The following is a 16,051-nucleotide window of genomic DNA, read 5'->3' on the forward strand; positions in this document are numbered from 1 at the left end:
GCGAAAATGCCTCCCCGGTTCCCTGCTACCCCTGCTTTCGTACCATGCCGTTGGTCGGGTCCCGTCACAAATCTCTCATGGCTAATTCATCACGGGCGACATAGCATTCAGCGATGTGGCCCTTTGCCGCACCCTCCTCCCGAAATGCCTGCGCAGACCTTGCACATGACAAAAAATCTCAAGTTCAGCCACAAGATCCTGGTGGCCGCCGCACTCGTGGTGGCCGTCGCCTTCGCCTGCTTCGTGCTGTTCAACGACTATCGCCAGCGCCAGTCGCTGCGCAGTGATACCGAAACCAACCTGCAGGAACTGGGCAACCTCACCGCGGGCAATATCCGCACCTGGCTCGACAGCCGCATCCAGTTGCTACAGTCGTTGGGCCAGCAGGTCGCCGTGGACGGCCCGGAAAAGGCCAGCCTTGACCGCAGCCTGGCGCTGCCGGTCTACGCCAGCAACTTCCAGCTCACCTACTTCGGCGGCAAGGACGGCCGTATGCAATCGGTGCCGGCAGGCAATCGCGCCCCCGACTACGACCCGCGCGCCCGCGGCTGGTACAAGGCCGCCAGCGCCGCCAACCAGACCATCATTACCGAACCCTACATCTCGGCGTCGGCCGGCAAACTGGTGATCACCCTCGCCACGCCCGTGCAGCAGGCCGGCCAACTGATCGGCGTCAGCGGCGTCGACACCGACCTGCAGACCATCAGCAACCTGGTCAATGCCCTGGACTTCGGCGGCAACGGCCACGCCTTCATCGTCAACGGCGAAGGCAAGATCCTCATCCATCCCAAGGCCGAGCTGGCACTCAAGAGCCTGGCAGACGTCTACCCCAATAACACCCCGCGCATCGGCAAGGGGCTGGCCGAAGTCGAGGCAGACGGTCGCAGCCAGTTCATCAGCTTCACCCACGTCGATGGCGTGCCGGCGGACTGGTACGTCGCACTGGTCCTGGACCAGGATGCTGCCTTCGCCATGCTCGGCGAACTGCGCACCTCGGCGGTGGTGGCCACGCTGATTGCCGTGGTGGTGATCATCGCCCTGCTGGGCCTGCTGATTCGTGTGCTGATGGAGCCGCTGCACGTGATGGGCCGAGCCATGCGCGATATCGCCGAGGGCGAAGGCGACCTGACCCGGCGCCTGACCATCCACGGCCAGGACGAATTCGGCAGCCTGGGGCAGTCGTTCAACCGCTTCGTCGAGCGTATCCACGAGTCGATCCGCGAAGTGGCTTCGGCCACTGGCCAGGTCAACGCCGTGGCCAAGCAGGTGGTGAGTGCATCCAACGCCTCCATCGACAACGCCGACCAACAGTCCAGCCGCACCAGCAGCGTGGCGGCGGCGATCAACCAGCTGGGCGCCGCAGCCCAGGAGATCGCCCAGAACGCCGCCCTCGCCTCGCAGCACTCCAGCGACGCCCGCGACCTGGCCGCGGAAGGCCAGCAGGTGGTTGGCCAGACCATCGATGTGATGAACAAGCTGTCGGCGCGAATCAGCGATTCGTGCGGCAATATCGAGACGCTCAACGCCCATACCGCGAACATCGGCCAGATTCTCGACGTGATCAGCGGTATCTCCCAGCAGACCAACCTGCTGGCGCTCAACGCCGCCATCGAAGCAGCGCGGGCCGGCGAGGCAGGGCGTGGTTTTGCCGTGGTGGCCGATGAAGTGCGCAATCTGGCGCACCGCACCCAGGAGTCGGCGCAGCAGGTACAGGGGCTGATCGAGGAATTGCAGGCCGGCGCGCAAGTGGCGGTGAGCACCATGAACCAGAGCCAGCAGCACAGTGATCACAGCGTCGAGATCGCCAACCGCGCAGGCGACCGCCTGGGCAGCGTGACCCAGCGCATCGGCGAGATCGACGGCATGAACCAGTCGGTGGCCACGGCGACCGAAGAGCAGACGTCAGTGGTCGAGTCGATCAATGTCGACATCACCGAGATCAATACGCTGAACCAGCAAGGAGTGCAGAACCTGCAGAGCACCTTGCGTGCCTGCAACGACCTGGAGCATCAGGTCGATCGGTTGAAGCAGTTGGTGGGGAGTTTCAGGATATAAGGTTCGGCGGCGCCTTCTTCGCGGATAACCCCGCGAAGAAGGCGCCGCTGATTCAGAACCGGGAACCCGGCTCCAGCAGGAAGTCCATCTCTTCACTGGTACTCGGCCGCCCCAGCATCAGGTTGCGATGCGGAAAACGCCCAAACCGCGCGATCACCCGCTGGTGCTGCTCGGCATAGTCCAGAAAGCCTTCGAACAGCCGGCGATTGGCCTCGGGTTGCTCGTCCAGCAAGACCTGGTAGCGCTCCACGCACAGGTTCTGCCAATCCAGCACCTCGGCGTGCTCCAGCACCAGCAGCACGAACACGCGCTGGATCGGCAGCAACTGATAGTCCCAGCCCTTCTGCAAACCCTGCATGGCCACCACCTGCGCGCGCCGGTCGCCGTCGAAGGCGCGCGGTGTGTCGCGGTAGATCATGCGCGGCAACTGGTCGAGCAGGATCAACAACCCCAACCAGCCCTGCGGGCTCTGCTGCCACTCATCGAGCCCACCCGCCAGGGCCTGCTCGACCAGATCGCCGAACAGTGCCTGGGCCTCGGCATCGTCATGCTTGCCGAACCAGCGGGTGTTTTTCTCGTCAGCCACGGCCTGGGCACTGGTGCCCCAACCGAACCACCATTCCAGCAACGGCTGCCAAGGTGCGAGCATGACTTACTCCTTGTGATAGGCGGTGACGCGCTCGACCTCTTCCTTCGAGCCCAGGATCACCGACACGCGCTGGTGCAGGCTCTCAGGCTTGATGTCGAGGATGCGCTCGTAACCGTTGGTCGATGCGCCGCCGGCCTGCTCGATGATGAACGACATCGGGTTGGCTTCGTACATCAGGCGCAGCTTGCCCGGCTTGCTCGGCTCGCGAGCGTCGCGCGGGTACATGAACAGGCCGCCACGGGTCAGGATGCGGTGCACGTCGGCCACCATCGAGGCGATCCAGCGCATGTTGTAGTTCTTTTTCAGCGGCCCGGTCTCACCGGCCAGCAGCTCGCCCACGTAACGCTGCACTGGGGCTTCCCAGTGGCGCTGGTTGGACATGTTGATGGCGAACTCGGCGGTGGTTTCCGGAACGCGGATGTTTTCGTGGGTCAGGACGAAGCTGCCCAGTTCGCGGTCCAGGGTGAAGCCCTTGACGCCATTGCCCAGGGTGAGGATCAGCATGGTCTGCGGGCCGTAGATCGCATAACCGGCGGCGACCTGCTGGGTGCCTGGTTGCAGGAAGGCGTTTTCGTTGAGGGTTTCGTTCTGGCTCAGGTACTCGTTCGGGCAACGCAGCACGGAGAAGATGGTACCGACCGAGACGTTGACGTCGATGTTCGACGAGCCGTCCAGCGGGTCGAAGACCAGCAGGTAAGCGCCTTTGGGATATTTGCCCGGGATCTGGTAGGCGTTGTCCATTTCTTCGGACGCCATGCCGGCCAGGTGGCCGCCCCACTCGTTGGCCTCGAGCAGGATGTCGTTGGAAATGACGTCGAGCTTCTTCTGCACTTCGCCTTGCACGTTTTCGGTGCCCATGCTGCCCAGCACGCCGCCCAGGGCGCCCTTGGACACGTGGTGGCTGATTTCCTTGCATGCGCGCGCCACCACTTCGATCAGGAAGCGCAGATCGGCAGGAGTGTTGTTGCTGCGGGTCTGCTCAATCAGATAGCGACTCAGGGTAACGCGGGACATGTATGGCTCCGAAGTGGAAAGGGGTAGAAAAACCCCCGCAGTTTACAGGGAGAGTGGCAGCCTAGCGAGCGAAGAGACTCGCCTGGCGGATCAGACGGTGGTTCGGGCGATGAGTTCAGGCAGTTGGTCGGCGGCGGCCCCATCGCGGGGCAAGCCCGCTCCTACAGGGCCAGCGCCGTCCTTTGCAGGAGCGGGCTGGCTCCGCGATCGGGTCGGAACTGACACTCTGCTAGTCCAATGCCTTCCATATCTCAGTGGCATATTCGCGAATGGTCCGGTCCGAGGAGAACCAGCCCATCCGCGCGGTATTGAGCACCGCCATGCGCCACCACTCCTGCGGCGTATGCCACAGTTCCTCGACCCGCATTTGGGCATCCCAGTACGCATCGAAATCGGCACACAGCAGGAAGCGATCGTAGGCCACCAGGCCGTCGATCAGTCCGGCATAGCGCCCTGGATCATCCGGCGAGAACACCCCGCTGCGGATCGCCTGCAGGACATCGCCAAGGCGCCCCGACGCTGCCACGGCAGCCGCCGCACCGAAATCGCCCGCGCGCTTGCGGGCCTCGACCTGCTGGGCGGTCAGGCCGAAGATGAACATGTTTTCCGCGCCGACCTGCTCGCACATCTCGACGTTGGCGCCGTCGAGGGTGCCGATGGTCAGCGCGCCGTTGAGGGCGAACTTCATGTTGCTGGTACCGGACGCTTCGTACCCGGCAGTGGAGATCTGCTCGGAAAGGTCGGCCGCCGGGATGATGCTCTCGGCCAGGCTGACGTTGTAGTTGGGCAGGAACACCACCTTGAGCAGCCCGCGCACGGTGGGGTCGTTGTTGACCACCCGGGCGATGTCGTTGGTCAGCTTGATGATCAGCTTGGCCTGGTGATAGCTGGCCGCCGCCTTGCCGGCAAAAATCTTCACCCGCGGCGCCCACGCAGTGCCTGGGTCATTGCGGATGGCCTGGTACAGCGCGACGGTATGCAACAGGTTGAGCAACTGGCGCTTGTACTCGTGGATACGCTTGACCTGCACGTCGAACAACGCTTCGGGGTTGACCGTCACGCCAATCCGGTCCTGGATGATGCTCGCCAGTGCGCGCTTGCTGTGCAGGCGCTGGGCTGCGAACTGCTTGCGGAAGGTGGCTTTCTCGGCATGAGGCGCCAGCGCCTTGAGCTTGCCCTCCGGATCGTCCAGCACCTCGGCGCCCAGGGCGTCGACCAGCATGGCGGTCAACTGCGGATTGGCCTGGTACAGCCAGCGGCGGAAGGTGATGCCGTTGGTCTTGTTGTTGATCCGTTGCGGATACAGCTTGTGCAACTCGGCGAACACCGTGCTCTTCATCAACTTGCTATGCAGCGCCGACACGCCGTTGACGCTGTGCGAACCGAGAAACGCCAGGTTGCCCATGCGCACACGGCGGCCGTTGTCCTCCTCGATCAGCGACACCGCGCGCAGCACGTCGAAGTCGTGCAAGCCTTTGGCCCGCAGCGCGTCGATGTGGTATGCGTTGATCAGGTAGATGATCTGCATGTGCCGCGGCAGCATGCGCTCCATCAGCGCCACAGGCCAGGTTTCCAGGGCCTCGGGCAGCAGGGTGTGGTTGGTGTAGGCCAGGGTGCCGACCGTCAGCTCCCAGGCCTTTTCCCAGGGAATCCCGTGCTGGTCGACCAGCAGGCGCATCAGCTCGGCGACGGCGATCGAGGGGTGGGTGTCGTTGAGCTGGATCGCCGCCGAGTCCGGCAGGTTGAGCAGGTCATCGTGCATGTTCAGGTGACGTCGCAGCAGATCCTGCAGCGACGCGGAGACGAAGAAGTACTCCTGGCGCAGGCGCAATTCCTGCCCCGCTTCGGTGCTGTCCGCCGGATAAAGCACCCGCGAGATGCTTTCGGCCCGCGCCACTTCGGCCACCGCCCCCAGGTGATCGCCGGCATTGAAGCGCTCCAGGTGCAACTCTTCGAGCGCCCGGGCACGCCACAGGCGCAAGGTATTGACGCTGGAGCCGCGCCAGCCGACCACCGGCGTATCGTAGGCCACTGCACGAACGGTTTCGCCCGGCGTCCAGACCTGCCGCGCAGCACCATGGGCATCGTGCAGCGTTTCGACACTGCCGCCAAAACTGATCGGGTAGATCACCTCGGCGCGCTCGAATTCCCAAGGATTGCCGAAGTCCAGCCAGTTCTCGGTCTGCTCCTGCTGCCAGCCATCGACGATGGCCTGGCGGAACAGCCCGTGCTCGTAGCGGATACCGTAGCCATGGGCGGCGATGCCGAGGGTCGACATGCTTTCCATGAAGCACGCCGCAAGCCGTCCCAGGCCACCATTACCCAGCGCTGCATCGGGCTCGAGCAGGCGGATGCGCTCAAGGTCCACGTCCAGCCCCTCGAGCGCTTCACGGGCGATTTCCAGATAGCCCAGGTTGCTCAGGCTGTCGTACAGCAGCCGGCCGATGAGGAACTCCAGGGAGAGGTAGTAGACCCGCTTCTGGCTGCGCCGGTAGGCCTGGCGGGTGTGGTCCATCCAGTGGTCGACCATGTGATCGCGGGCGGCCAGGGCGATGGCTTCGAACCAGTCATGGTCGAAGGCATGTTCCGGGTCTTTGCCGACCGCGTAGGTCAGTTTGTCCAGTACAGCGGCGCGAAACGCGGCCACCTCGGCGTCACGAGCTTTGGGTTCCTGGGACATGCGGCATCCTCGGGCAAGTTGACGAATACGGAGGGAGATTGAAGAGACTAGACCCTTCGACAGGGAGTGACAGGCTCGGTTCGCAGTTTTCATGCCGCCTTGGCGATTCCGGCAAAAGGTTGTTCACAAATTGAACAACTCCGGTATGATCGCGCGCCCCAAGACCGTGATCCGCCCACTATTAAAATGAAACCGACCCTGATCGCCGCCGCCGAAGTCGACCGCCTGGAAACCTGGCAGCGCTACACCAGCAGCATGTGCCATGGCTGCCATTCGACCTGCTGCACCCTGCCCGTGGAGGTGAAGATCAAGGATCTGATCCGCATCGGCGTGGTGGACGAGTTCGAGAAGGACGAGCCGCCGAAGAACGTTGCCAAACGCCTGCAGAAAGAAGGCATCATCGAACGCTTCAACCAGAAGTCGGGCATCTTCACCCTGACCCGGATGAGCAACGACGATTGCATGTATCTGGACCGCAAGAGCCGGCTGTGCACCATTTATGACAAGCGCCCGGACACCTGTCGCAACCACCCCAAGGTCGGACCGCGACCGGGGTATTGCGCGTACAAGCCCAAGGTGGTTGGGCGATAGGCCTGTAGCGCCGGTACGGGCCTCTTCGCGGGCAAGTCCTGCAGGCAAAAAAAACGCCCCCGGCCTTTCGACCGGGGGCGTTTTCATTCAGCCTGAGCTAACTCAGTTCTTGGCTTTCTTGGCAGCGCGGGTACGCTCGCCTTCGTCCAGGATCTTCTTGCGCAGACGGATCGACTTCGGCGTCACTTCGCACAGCTCGTCGTCCTGGATGAATTCCAGGGCCTGCTCGAGGGTGTGGCGAACCGGCGGAACCAGGGCGATGACTTCGTCTTTGCCCGAAGCGCGCATGTTGTCGAGCTTCTTGCCTTTGGTCGGGTTCACGCCCAGGTCGTTGTCGCGGCTGTTCAGACCGATGATCTGACCGTTGTAGATCTCCTGGCCGTGCTCGACGAACAGCTTGCCGCGCGCCTGCAGGGTTTCCAGCGAGTAGGTCAGGGCCTTGCCGGTCTCGACCGAAACCAGAACACCGTTCAGACGACCGGACATCTGGCCCGACTTCATGGTGTCGTAGCGATCGAAGATCGAGGTCAGGATGCCTGCACCGTTGGTCAGGGTCAGGAACTGGTTACGGAAACCGATCAGACCACGGGCCGGAATGTTGTATTCCAGGCGCACACGGCCCTTGCCATCCGGGACCATGTTGGTCAGGTCGCCCTTACGCAGGCCCATCTCTTCCATGACCTTGCCCTGGGATTCTTCAGGGATGTCGATGGTGACGTTCTCGAACGGTTCCTGCTTCACGCCGTCCACTTCACGGATGATCACTTCAGGACGGCCTACAGCCATCTCGAAGCCTTCGCGGCGCATGGTTTCGATCAGAACCGACAGGTGCAGCTCACCACGGCCCGATACCTTGAACTTGTCAGGGGAGTCGGTTTCCTGAACGCGCAGGGCTACGTTGTACAGCAGCTCCTTGTCCAGACGGTCCTTGATGTTGCGGCTGGTGACGAACTTGCCTTCTTTACCGCAGAACGGCGAGTCGTTGACCTGGAAGGTCATCGAAACGGTTGGCTCGTCGACGGTCAGCGGCTTCATCGCCTCTACCGCGTCCGGGGCGCACAGGGTGTCGGAGATGAACAGCTCGTCGAAACCGCTGATGCAGACGATGTCGCCAGCCTGGGCTTCTTCGACGTCGACGCGGTGCAGGCCGTGGTGGCCCATCAGCTTGAGGATACGGCCGTTGCGCTTCTTGCCGTCGGTGTCGATGGCGACAACCGGAGTGTTCGGCTTGACGCGACCACGGGCGATACGGCCAACGCCGATAACACCGAGGAAGCTGTTGTAGTCCAGAGCGGAGATCTGCATCTGGAACGGACCTTCACGGTCAACGTTCGGCGCAGGTACGTTGTCGACGATCGACTGGTACAGCGCGGTCATGTCCTCACCCATTTCGGTGTGGTCCAGACCGGCGATGCCGTTCAGGGCCGAAGCGTAGACGACTTTGAAATCCAGCTGTTCGTCGGTGGCACCGAGGTTGTCGAACAGGTCGAAGATCTGGTCCAGAACCCAGTCAGGACGCGCGCCCGGACGGTCGACCTTGTTGATCACGACGATTGGCTTGAGGCCGGCTTCGAAGGCTTTCTTGGTTACGAAGCGGGTTTGCGGCATCGGGCCGTCCTGGGCGTCGACCAGCAGCAGCACCGAGTCGACCATCGACATTACACGCTCAACCTCGCCACCGAAGTCGGCGTGGCCGGGGGTGTCGACGATGTTGATGTGGTAGCCGTTCCAGTTGATGGCGGTGTTCTTCGCCAGAATGGTAATGCCGCGCTCTTTTTCCTGGTCGTTGGAGTCCATGACGCGCTCGTCGTTGAGCTCGTTACGCTCCAGGGTGCCGGACTGGCGCAGGAGTTTGTCGACCAGGGTGGTTTTACCATGGTCAACGTGGGCGATGATGGCGATGTTACGCAGATTTTCGATCACAACTGTATCTCGTGCAGAGGATTCGGTTTGCCGCCAGTCTAGGCGGCCAATATGAAGGTAAAAGGCTCAGCGGGCCCGCAGGTCGGGAGGGCGATGGCGGATGCTGCCGCCATACAGCCCTGGCGTCTTATGCCGGACGATAAACACGCACATTGGCATGTCCCTCACTGAGCAGGTGGTGTGCGTGCAGACGGCTCATCACACCCTTGTCGCAATAAAGCAGGTACTGCCGGTTGGCATCGAGCTGCTTGAACTTGCTGTTGATCGCGTAGAACGGCAGCGCCTGGACCTCGACGCCGTCGATCTGCAGCGGCGCGTCTTCCTGGGCGTCAGGGTGACGGATGTCGATGACGATCTGACCTGGCAGCGCCTCGGCCACTTCCTCGATATCGATATCCTTGCCCAACTCGTCGATCACGTGGTCGATGGAGATCAGCTTGGCGCGTTCCAGGGCGCGCTCGAGCACCGCCATGTCGAACTGCTTCTCTTCATGCTCCATGCGGTGGCGCTTGGCATGGGTGGTCGGGTTCACCGAGATCACACCGCAGTATTCGGGCATGTGCTTGGCGAAATCGGCGGTGCCGATCTGGTAGGCGGTATCGATGATGTCCTGCTTGTGGCTGGCCAGCAGCGGACGCAGCACCAGCTTGTCGGTGGCCGAGTCGATGATCGCAAGGTTGGGCAGGGTCTGGCTGGAAACCTGCGAGATCGCCTCGCCGGTGACCAAGGCGTCGATTTCCAGGCGATCGGCCATGCGCGCCGCGGCACGCAGCATCATGCGCTTGAGCGTCACGCCCATATAGCTGTTGTCGACCTTGCCGAGAATCTCGCCGACCACTTCCTCGAACGGCACGCTGATGAACAGCACGCGCTGGCTGCTGCCGTATTTCTTCCACAGGTAGTGCGCAACTTCCATCACGCCCAGCTCGTGGGCACGGCCACCGAGGTTGAAGAAGCAGAAGTGGGTCATCAGGCCGCGGCGCATCATCTGGTAGGCCGCCACGGTGGAGTCGAAGCCACCGGACATCAGCACCAGCGTCTGCTCCAGCGCACCCAGCGGGTAGCCGCCGATGCCGTTGTGCTGGTTGTGGATGACGTACAGGCGCTGGTCGCGGATTTCGATGCGCACCATCACTTCGGGGGTCTTCAGGTCGATGCCGGCGGCGCCGCACTGCTGGCGCAGCTGGCTGCCGACGTAGCGGTCGACGTCCATCGAGGTGAAGTCGTGGTGGCCGCCGCGCTTGCAGCGTACGGCGAAGCGCTTGCCGGCCAGCAGGTGACCGAAGTGCTGCCTGCATTTGTCGACGATGTCGTCGAAGTCGCCCAGCGGATACTCCTGCACCTGCAGGAAGTGGGTGATCCCTGGGGTGCAGGTCAGGCGTTCGATCATCTCGCGCTGGACTTTCTCGTCTTCGATGCGGGTGACCACCTCGAGATTATCCCAGACACCATCGACCACGAGCTCCGGATCCAGATCCTTGAGCACGTTGCGGATGTTCTTGCCGAGCTGGCGGATGAAGCGCTTGCGCACCGGCCGGCTCTTGATGGTGATCTCTGGGAAGACTTTGACGATAAGTTTCATTGGGTTAACAGCGCGCCCGGGGCCTGCCGAAAATGAGGGGCGCGAATTATAGCGGAAATGGCTCGAGGTTTGAGCAACTTTTGATCAGAGGTTTGTTCGAGGGCTTTCCAGGCGGGATTGATGGAGCCTGCAAAGGCCCTTTCGCGGGTAAACCCGCTCCCACAGGATCTGCGCCAACCGGTAACCCGTGGGAGCCGGCTTGCCCGCGAAGAGGCCCTCAAAAAACGCATCACATCCAAATAAGCGCACCAAAATGACGCATTGACGCGATGAAATGCCTTTTATGAGTGCACAACCCCACTCCCCTCCCTCGCCAAACACCCGCAAACGCCCACTTTCACGGCGCCCTCGCCATTTTCGGGCACTGGCATGCAATTTGCTCCCTTGTGATGCAGGTAAGCTTGGCCGACTATCCGCGCCCGGCGACACCCTTTTTCCAGGGCAGCGGCCAAGCGCACCCTAGACCATCCGGAGGACAACATGTCGAAGTCGGTTCAACTCATCAAAGATCATGACGTCAAGTGGATTGATCTGCGTTTCACGGACACCAAAGGCAAACAGCACCACGTCACCATGCCGGCTCGCGATGCGCTGGATGAAGACTTCTTCGAAGCTGGCAAGATGTTCGACGGCTCCTCCATCGAGGGCTGGAAAGGCATCGAAGCTTCCGACATGATCCTGCTGCCGGACGACTCGTCCGCCGTGCTCGACCCGTTCACCGAAGAGCCGACCCTGATCCTGGTCTGCGACGTGATCGAGCCGTCCACCATGCAAGGCTACGACCGCGACCCACGCGCCATCGCCAAGCGTGCCGAAGAGTTCCTGAAGACCACCGGCATCGGCGACACCGTGTTCGTCGGCCCAGAGCCTGAGTTCTTCATCTTCGACCAGGTCAAGTTCAAGTCGGACATCTCCGGCTCGATGTTCAAGATCTACTCCGAACAAGGCTCCTGGATGACCGACCAGGACGTCGAAGGCGGCAACAAGGGCCACCGCCCTGCCGTCAAAGGCGGCTACTTCCCGGTTCCGCCGTGCGACCACGACCACGAAATCCGTACCGCCATGTGCAACGCCATGGAAGAAATGGGCCTGGTCATCGAAGTTCACCACCACGAAGTGGCGACTGCCGGCCAGAACGAGATCGGTGTGAAGTTCAACACCCTGGTCACCAAGGCTGACGAAGTCCAGACCCTGAAGTACTGCGTGCACAACGTTGCCGACGCCTATGGCAAGACCGCAACCTTCATGCCGAAGCCACTGTACGGCGACAACGGCTCGGGCATGCACGTTCACATGTCGATCTCCAAGGACGGCAAGAACACCTTCTCCGGCGAAGGCTATGCCGGCCTGTCCGACACCGCCCTGTACTTCATCGGCGGTATCATCAAGCACGGTAAGGCCCTGAACGGCTTCACCAACCCGGCTACCAACTCCTACAAGCGTCTGGTACCAGGCTTCGAAGCCCCAGTCATGCTGGCCTACTCGGCCCGCAACCGCTCGGCCTCGATCCGTATCCCTTACGTTTCCAGCCCGAAAGCCCGCCGCATCGAAGCGCGCTTCCCGGACCCGGCTGCCAACCCGTACCTGTGCTTCGCTGCACTGCTGATGGCCGGCCTGGACGGTATCCAGAACAAGATCCACCCAGGCGATGCCGCCGACAAGAACCTGTACGACCTGCCGCCTGAAGAGGCCAAAGAGATCCCACAGGTTTGCGGTAGCCTGAAAGAAGCCCTGGAAGAGCTGGACAAGGGCCGTGCGTTCCTGACCAAGGGCGGCGTGTTCTCCGACGACTTCATCGACGCCTACATCGAGCTGAAGTCCGAAGAAGAGATCAAGGTCCGTACCTTCGTTCACCCGCTGGAATACGACCTGTACTACAGCGTTTGATGTGCGCGGCGCCTGCGCCGTGACCGTCTAGAGAACGGCCTCCTTCGGGAGGCCGTTTGCGTTTTCACATCCAGAATTTACAGAACCTTCCTACTAGAAGGTTAGTAAAATTGCTGCGAGACTCAGAGGCTCCAACCCCATGGAGACTCCCATGCGTCGTTCATTTATCACCTTCTCCTGCATCGCAGGGCTGTCCGCTTGCGTGAATGCCAACGAGCCCCGCTCCCCCTTCGATCCCCTGCTCGACAGCATCGAACAGCGACTGGAAATCGCCCAGGCTGTCGCACTGCATAAATGGGATCGCCACCAACCGGTTCAAGACAGCCCACGTGAGCAACAGGTACTGGCCAAGGTCGGCCAGGCAGCCAGTGCCCATCGATTGAGCGCCGACCGTGCCGAACAGTTCTTTGCCGATCAGATAGAAGCCAACAAGCTCAGGCAGTACCACCTGCTCAACCAGTGGCACCTGCAACATCAAGCGCCTGATATTCCGCGCCAGGACCTCGCCAGCGAGATCCGCCCCATACTGGATCAGCTCCAGGACCGGTTGCTCGATGCACTGGCCGAGTTCGACCAACAACGTCCGCAGCGCTGCAGCGAAGCCCTGGCTGAAGCGATTGCATCGAGGACTACAGATGCCCCACGTCGCCTGTTCCTGATCAGGGCGACCGCCAACCTGTGCCAACGCCCCTGACGCTCTATGCTCTATATTGGTGCACAAAACCGCTGAACGCCCCGCAATGCACCCCAAATTAGGTCAGGAGAATCGGTAAACCAGGCTTTTCTGAGCCGATTTTGCGCATATCCAGCGCTTTATCGGGCAATTCCGCTTCTTTTCGGAGCCTTGGTTTGTTTCTTGCATTTTCAGGCTATCAGCGGATTACCAGCGTGCCCGCCCCTGGTCGAGCCAGGGGCGCCATGTGCCAGAACAGCGCCAAAAGAGGTCAACCACGCACCATGACCATCAGCGATGCACAGCACCGTCTGCTCCTGGACAACCTGACCACTGCCACCTTGCTGCTCAACAGCGACCTGCGCCTTGAGTACATGAACCCGGCAGCGGAAATGCTCCTGGCCGTCAGCGGCCAGCGCAGCCATGGCCAGTTCATCAGTGAGCTGTTCACCGAATCGACCGAGGCGCTCAATTCCCTGCGCCAGGCCGTGGAACAGGCGCACCCGTTCACCAAGCGCGAAGCCCAACTGACCTCGTTGACCGGCCAGAGCATCACCGTCGACTACGCCGTGACGCCGATCCTGCACCAGGGCAACACCCTGCTGCTGCTCGAAGTCCACCCGCGCGACCGCCTGCTGCGCATCACCAAGGAAGAGGCGCAACTGAGCAAGCAGGAAACCACCAAGATGCTGGTGCGCGGCCTCGCCCACGAGATCAAGAACCCGCTCGGCGGCATCCGTGGCGCAGCGCAGTTGCTGGCCCGCGAGTTGCCCGAAGACGGTCTGCGCGACTACACCAACGTCATCATCGAAGAAGCCGACCGCCTGCGTAACCTGGTCGACCGCATGCTTGGTTCGAACAAGCTGCCGTCGCTGTCGATGACCAACGTGCACGAAGTGCTCGAGCGTGTCTGCAGCCTGGTGGAGGCCGAAAGCCAGGGCGGCATCACCCTGGTGCGCGATTACGACCCGAGCCTGCCGGACGTGCTGATCGACCGCGAGCAGATGATCCAGGCCGTACTCAATATCGTGCGCAACGCCATGCAGGCAATCAGCGGGCAGAACGAGCTGCGCCTGGGCCGCATCACCCTGCGCACCCGCGCGGTGCGCCAGTTCACCATCGGCCATGTGCGCCACAGGCTGGTGGCACGGGTCGAGATCATCGATAACGGCCCCGGTATTCCCGCAGAACTGCAGGACACCCTCTTCTATCCCATGGTCAGCGGGCGCCCGGACGGTACCGGGCTCGGGCTGGCCATTACCCAGAACATCATCAGTCAGCATCAGGGCCTGATCGAGTGTGAAAGCCATGCCGGCCATACCACCTTCTCGATCTTCCTGCCCCTGGAACAAGGAGCCACAGCCCCATGAGCCGTAGTGAAACCGTGTGGATCGTCGACGATGATCGCTCCATCCGCTGGGTCCTGGAAAAAGCCCTGCAACAAGAGGGCATGACCACCCAGAGCTTCGACAGTGCCGACGGGGTCATGGGCCGCCTGGCCCGGCAGCAGCCGGACGTGATCATCTCCGACATCCGCATGCCTGGCGCCAGCGGCCTGGACCTGCTCGCGCAGATTCGCGAACAGCACCCGCGCCTGCCGGTGATCATCATGACCGCCCACTCCGATCTGGACAGCGCGGTGGCGTCCTACCAAGGGGGTGCCTTCGAGTACCTGCCCAAGCCGTTCGACGTCGATGAGGCGGTGTCGCTGGTCAAGCGCGCCAACCAGCACGCCCAGGAACAGCAGGCGCTCGAAGCGCCGCCCGTACTCGCCCGCACGCCCGAGATCATCGGCGAGGCACCGGCGATGCAGGAGGTGTTTCGCGCCATCGGCCGGCTGAGCCATTCCAACATCACCGTGCTGATCAACGGCGAGTCCGGCACCGGCAAGGAACTGGTCGCCCACGCTCTGCACCGCCACAGCCCGCGTGCGGCTTCGCCGTTCATCGCGCTGAACATGGCGGCGATCCCCAAGGACCTGATGGAGTCCGAGCTGTTCGGCCACGAGAAAGGCGCCTTCACCGGCGCGGCCAACCAGCGGCGCGGACGCTTCGAACAGGCTGACGGCGGCACCTTGTTCCTCGACGAGATCGGCGACATGCCTGCCGACACCCAGACCCGCCTGCTGCGCGTGCTGGCCGATGGCGAGTTCTATCGGGTCGGTGGCCACGTGCCGGTGAAGGTGGACGTGCGCATCATCGCCGCGACGCACCAGAACCTGGAATCGCTGGTACAGGCCGGCAAGTTCCGTGAAGACCTGTTCCACCGCCTCAACGTGATCCGCATCCACATCCCGCGCCTGGCTGACCGGCGCGAGGACATCCCGGCCCTCGCCCGCCACTTCCTGGGCCGTGCGGCGCGGGAGCTGGCGGTCGAGCCCAAGCTGCTGAAGCCGGAAACCGAGGAGTTCATGCGCAACCTGCCATGGCCTGGCAACGTGCGTCAGCTGGAGAACACCTGCCGCTGGATCACGGTGATGGCCTCGAGCCGCGAAGTGCTGATCGGCGACCTGCCGCCAGAGCTGCTCAACCTGCCGCACGATGCCGCACCGGTCACCAACTGGGAGCAGGCACTGCGCCAGTGGGCCGACCAGGCCCTGGCGCGCGGGCAGTCGAACCTGCTCGACAGCGCCGTGCCGAGCTTCGAACGGATCATGATCGAGACCGCGCTCAAGCACACCGCCGGACGCCGCCGCGATGCCGCAGTGCTGCTGGGATGGGGGCGCAACACCCTGACCCGCAAGATCAAGGAGCTGGGGATGAAGGTCGATGGCGGGGATGACGATGAGGGTGAGGATCACTGACGACTGACGCGTCGCGCTGCGCTCATCCGATCCAGAAGCAAGCCCAGCTCCTGTAGGGGCAACTGTCTTGCTCAAAATCTAAAGACCAGCCCAATCCCTGTGGGGGCGGCGGTTCGGCGCCCCGACTTGTCCCGCGAACACGGGCGTAGCCCGTGCCATGCACCGCGGTGCTTGCTTCGCAGGCAAGCAGCTTC

The 16,051-nt window shown here is 62.5% G+C and carries 11 protein-coding genes and 1 pseudogene; 7 read left to right on the plus strand and 5 right to left on the minus strand.

Annotated elements, in window-relative coordinates:
- Nucleotides 1-165 precede the first annotated feature (165 nt).
- Nucleotides 166-1,200: pseudogene (locus tag IAE40_RS26005) on the plus strand (HAMP domain-containing protein); the annotation flags it as partial.
- Between the two features lie 129 nt (nucleotides 1,201-1,329).
- The gene (locus tag IAE40_RS26010) at nucleotides 1,330-2,055 is read left to right on the plus strand and encodes a methyl-accepting chemotaxis protein (protein WP_370671317.1); all 726 of its coding nucleotides are present in this window, start codon (nucleotides 1,330-1,332) and stop codon (nucleotides 2,053-2,055) included.
- Between the two features lie 52 nt (nucleotides 2,056-2,107).
- Here the strand turns inward: IAE40_RS26010 and IAE40_RS04835 are convergent, their stop codons facing one another.
- The 3 genes from IAE40_RS04835 to IAE40_RS04845 form a co-directional block, all read right to left on the minus strand.
- Entirely contained in the window at nucleotides 2,108-2,704 is a 597-nt protein-coding gene (locus tag IAE40_RS04835; RefSeq protein WP_197890305.1) for a DUF924 family protein, read from the minus strand.
- A 3-nt stretch (nucleotides 2,705-2,707) separates the two neighbouring features.
- Nucleotides 2,708-3,718, minus strand: a complete 1,011-nt coding sequence (locus IAE40_RS04840; RefSeq protein ID WP_054895279.1) for a class 1 fructose-bisphosphatase — start codon at nucleotides 3,716-3,718, stop codon at nucleotides 2,708-2,710.
- 229 nt (nucleotides 3,719-3,947) lie between these two features.
- Complete coding sequence (locus tag IAE40_RS04845) at nucleotides 3,948-6,398, minus strand: glycogen/starch/alpha-glucan phosphorylase (RefSeq protein WP_200602758.1); 2,451 nt, start codon at nucleotides 6,396-6,398, stop codon at nucleotides 3,948-3,950.
- A gap of 186 nt (nucleotides 6,399-6,584) precedes the next feature.
- Between IAE40_RS04845 and IAE40_RS04850 the strand changes: the two genes are divergently transcribed.
- On the plus strand, nucleotides 6,585-6,989 hold the full coding sequence (locus tag IAE40_RS04850; protein WP_054895281.1) for a YkgJ family cysteine cluster protein: 405 nt from the start codon (nucleotides 6,585-6,587) through the stop codon (nucleotides 6,987-6,989).
- 102 nt (nucleotides 6,990-7,091) lie between these two features.
- Here the strand turns inward: IAE40_RS04850 and typA are convergent, their stop codons facing one another.
- Complete coding sequence (typA, locus tag IAE40_RS04855) at nucleotides 7,092-8,912, minus strand: translational GTPase TypA (protein WP_054895282.1); 1,821 nt, start codon at nucleotides 8,910-8,912, stop codon at nucleotides 7,092-7,094.
- Between the two features lie 127 nt (nucleotides 8,913-9,039).
- Nucleotides 9,040-10,494 carry a tRNA uracil 4-sulfurtransferase ThiI gene (gene thiI / locus IAE40_RS04860; protein WP_063541418.1) on the minus strand — a complete coding sequence of 485 codons (1,455 nt, stop codon included), beginning with the start codon at nucleotides 10,492-10,494 and terminating at the stop codon, nucleotides 9,040-9,042.
- Between the two features lie 480 nt (nucleotides 10,495-10,974).
- Between thiI and glnA the strand changes: the two genes are divergently transcribed.
- From glnA to ntrC, 4 genes are all read left to right on the plus strand, one after another.
- Entirely contained in the window at nucleotides 10,975-12,381 is a 1,407-nt protein-coding gene (gene glnA, locus IAE40_RS04865; RefSeq protein ID WP_065863890.1) for a glutamate--ammonia ligase, read from the plus strand.
- Nucleotides 12,382-12,532: 151 nt separating this feature from the next.
- On the plus strand, nucleotides 12,533-13,075 hold the full coding sequence (locus IAE40_RS04870) for a chorismate mutase (RefSeq protein WP_112899363.1): 543 nt from the start codon (nucleotides 12,533-12,535) through the stop codon (nucleotides 13,073-13,075).
- 263 nt (nucleotides 13,076-13,338) lie between these two features.
- Nucleotides 13,339-14,424: a nitrogen regulation protein NR(II) gene (gene glnL / locus IAE40_RS04875; protein ID WP_063541424.1), complete on the plus strand. Its 1,086-nt coding sequence runs from the start codon at nucleotides 13,339-13,341 to the stop codon at nucleotides 14,422-14,424.
- Complete coding sequence (ntrC, locus tag IAE40_RS04880) at nucleotides 14,421-15,857, plus strand: nitrogen regulation protein NR(I) (protein ID WP_063541426.1); 1,437 nt, start codon at nucleotides 14,421-14,423, stop codon at nucleotides 15,855-15,857. The genes glnL and ntrC overlap by 4 nt, the downstream gene beginning before the upstream one ends.
- The last annotated feature ends 194 nt before the right edge of the window (nucleotides 15,858-16,051 follow it).

It is taken from the genome of Pseudomonas sp. S44, from assembly GCF_016624805.1.
In the GTDB taxonomy this organism is placed as follows: Bacteria; Pseudomonadota; Gammaproteobacteria; order Pseudomonadales; family Pseudomonadaceae; genus Aquipseudomonas; species Aquipseudomonas machongensis.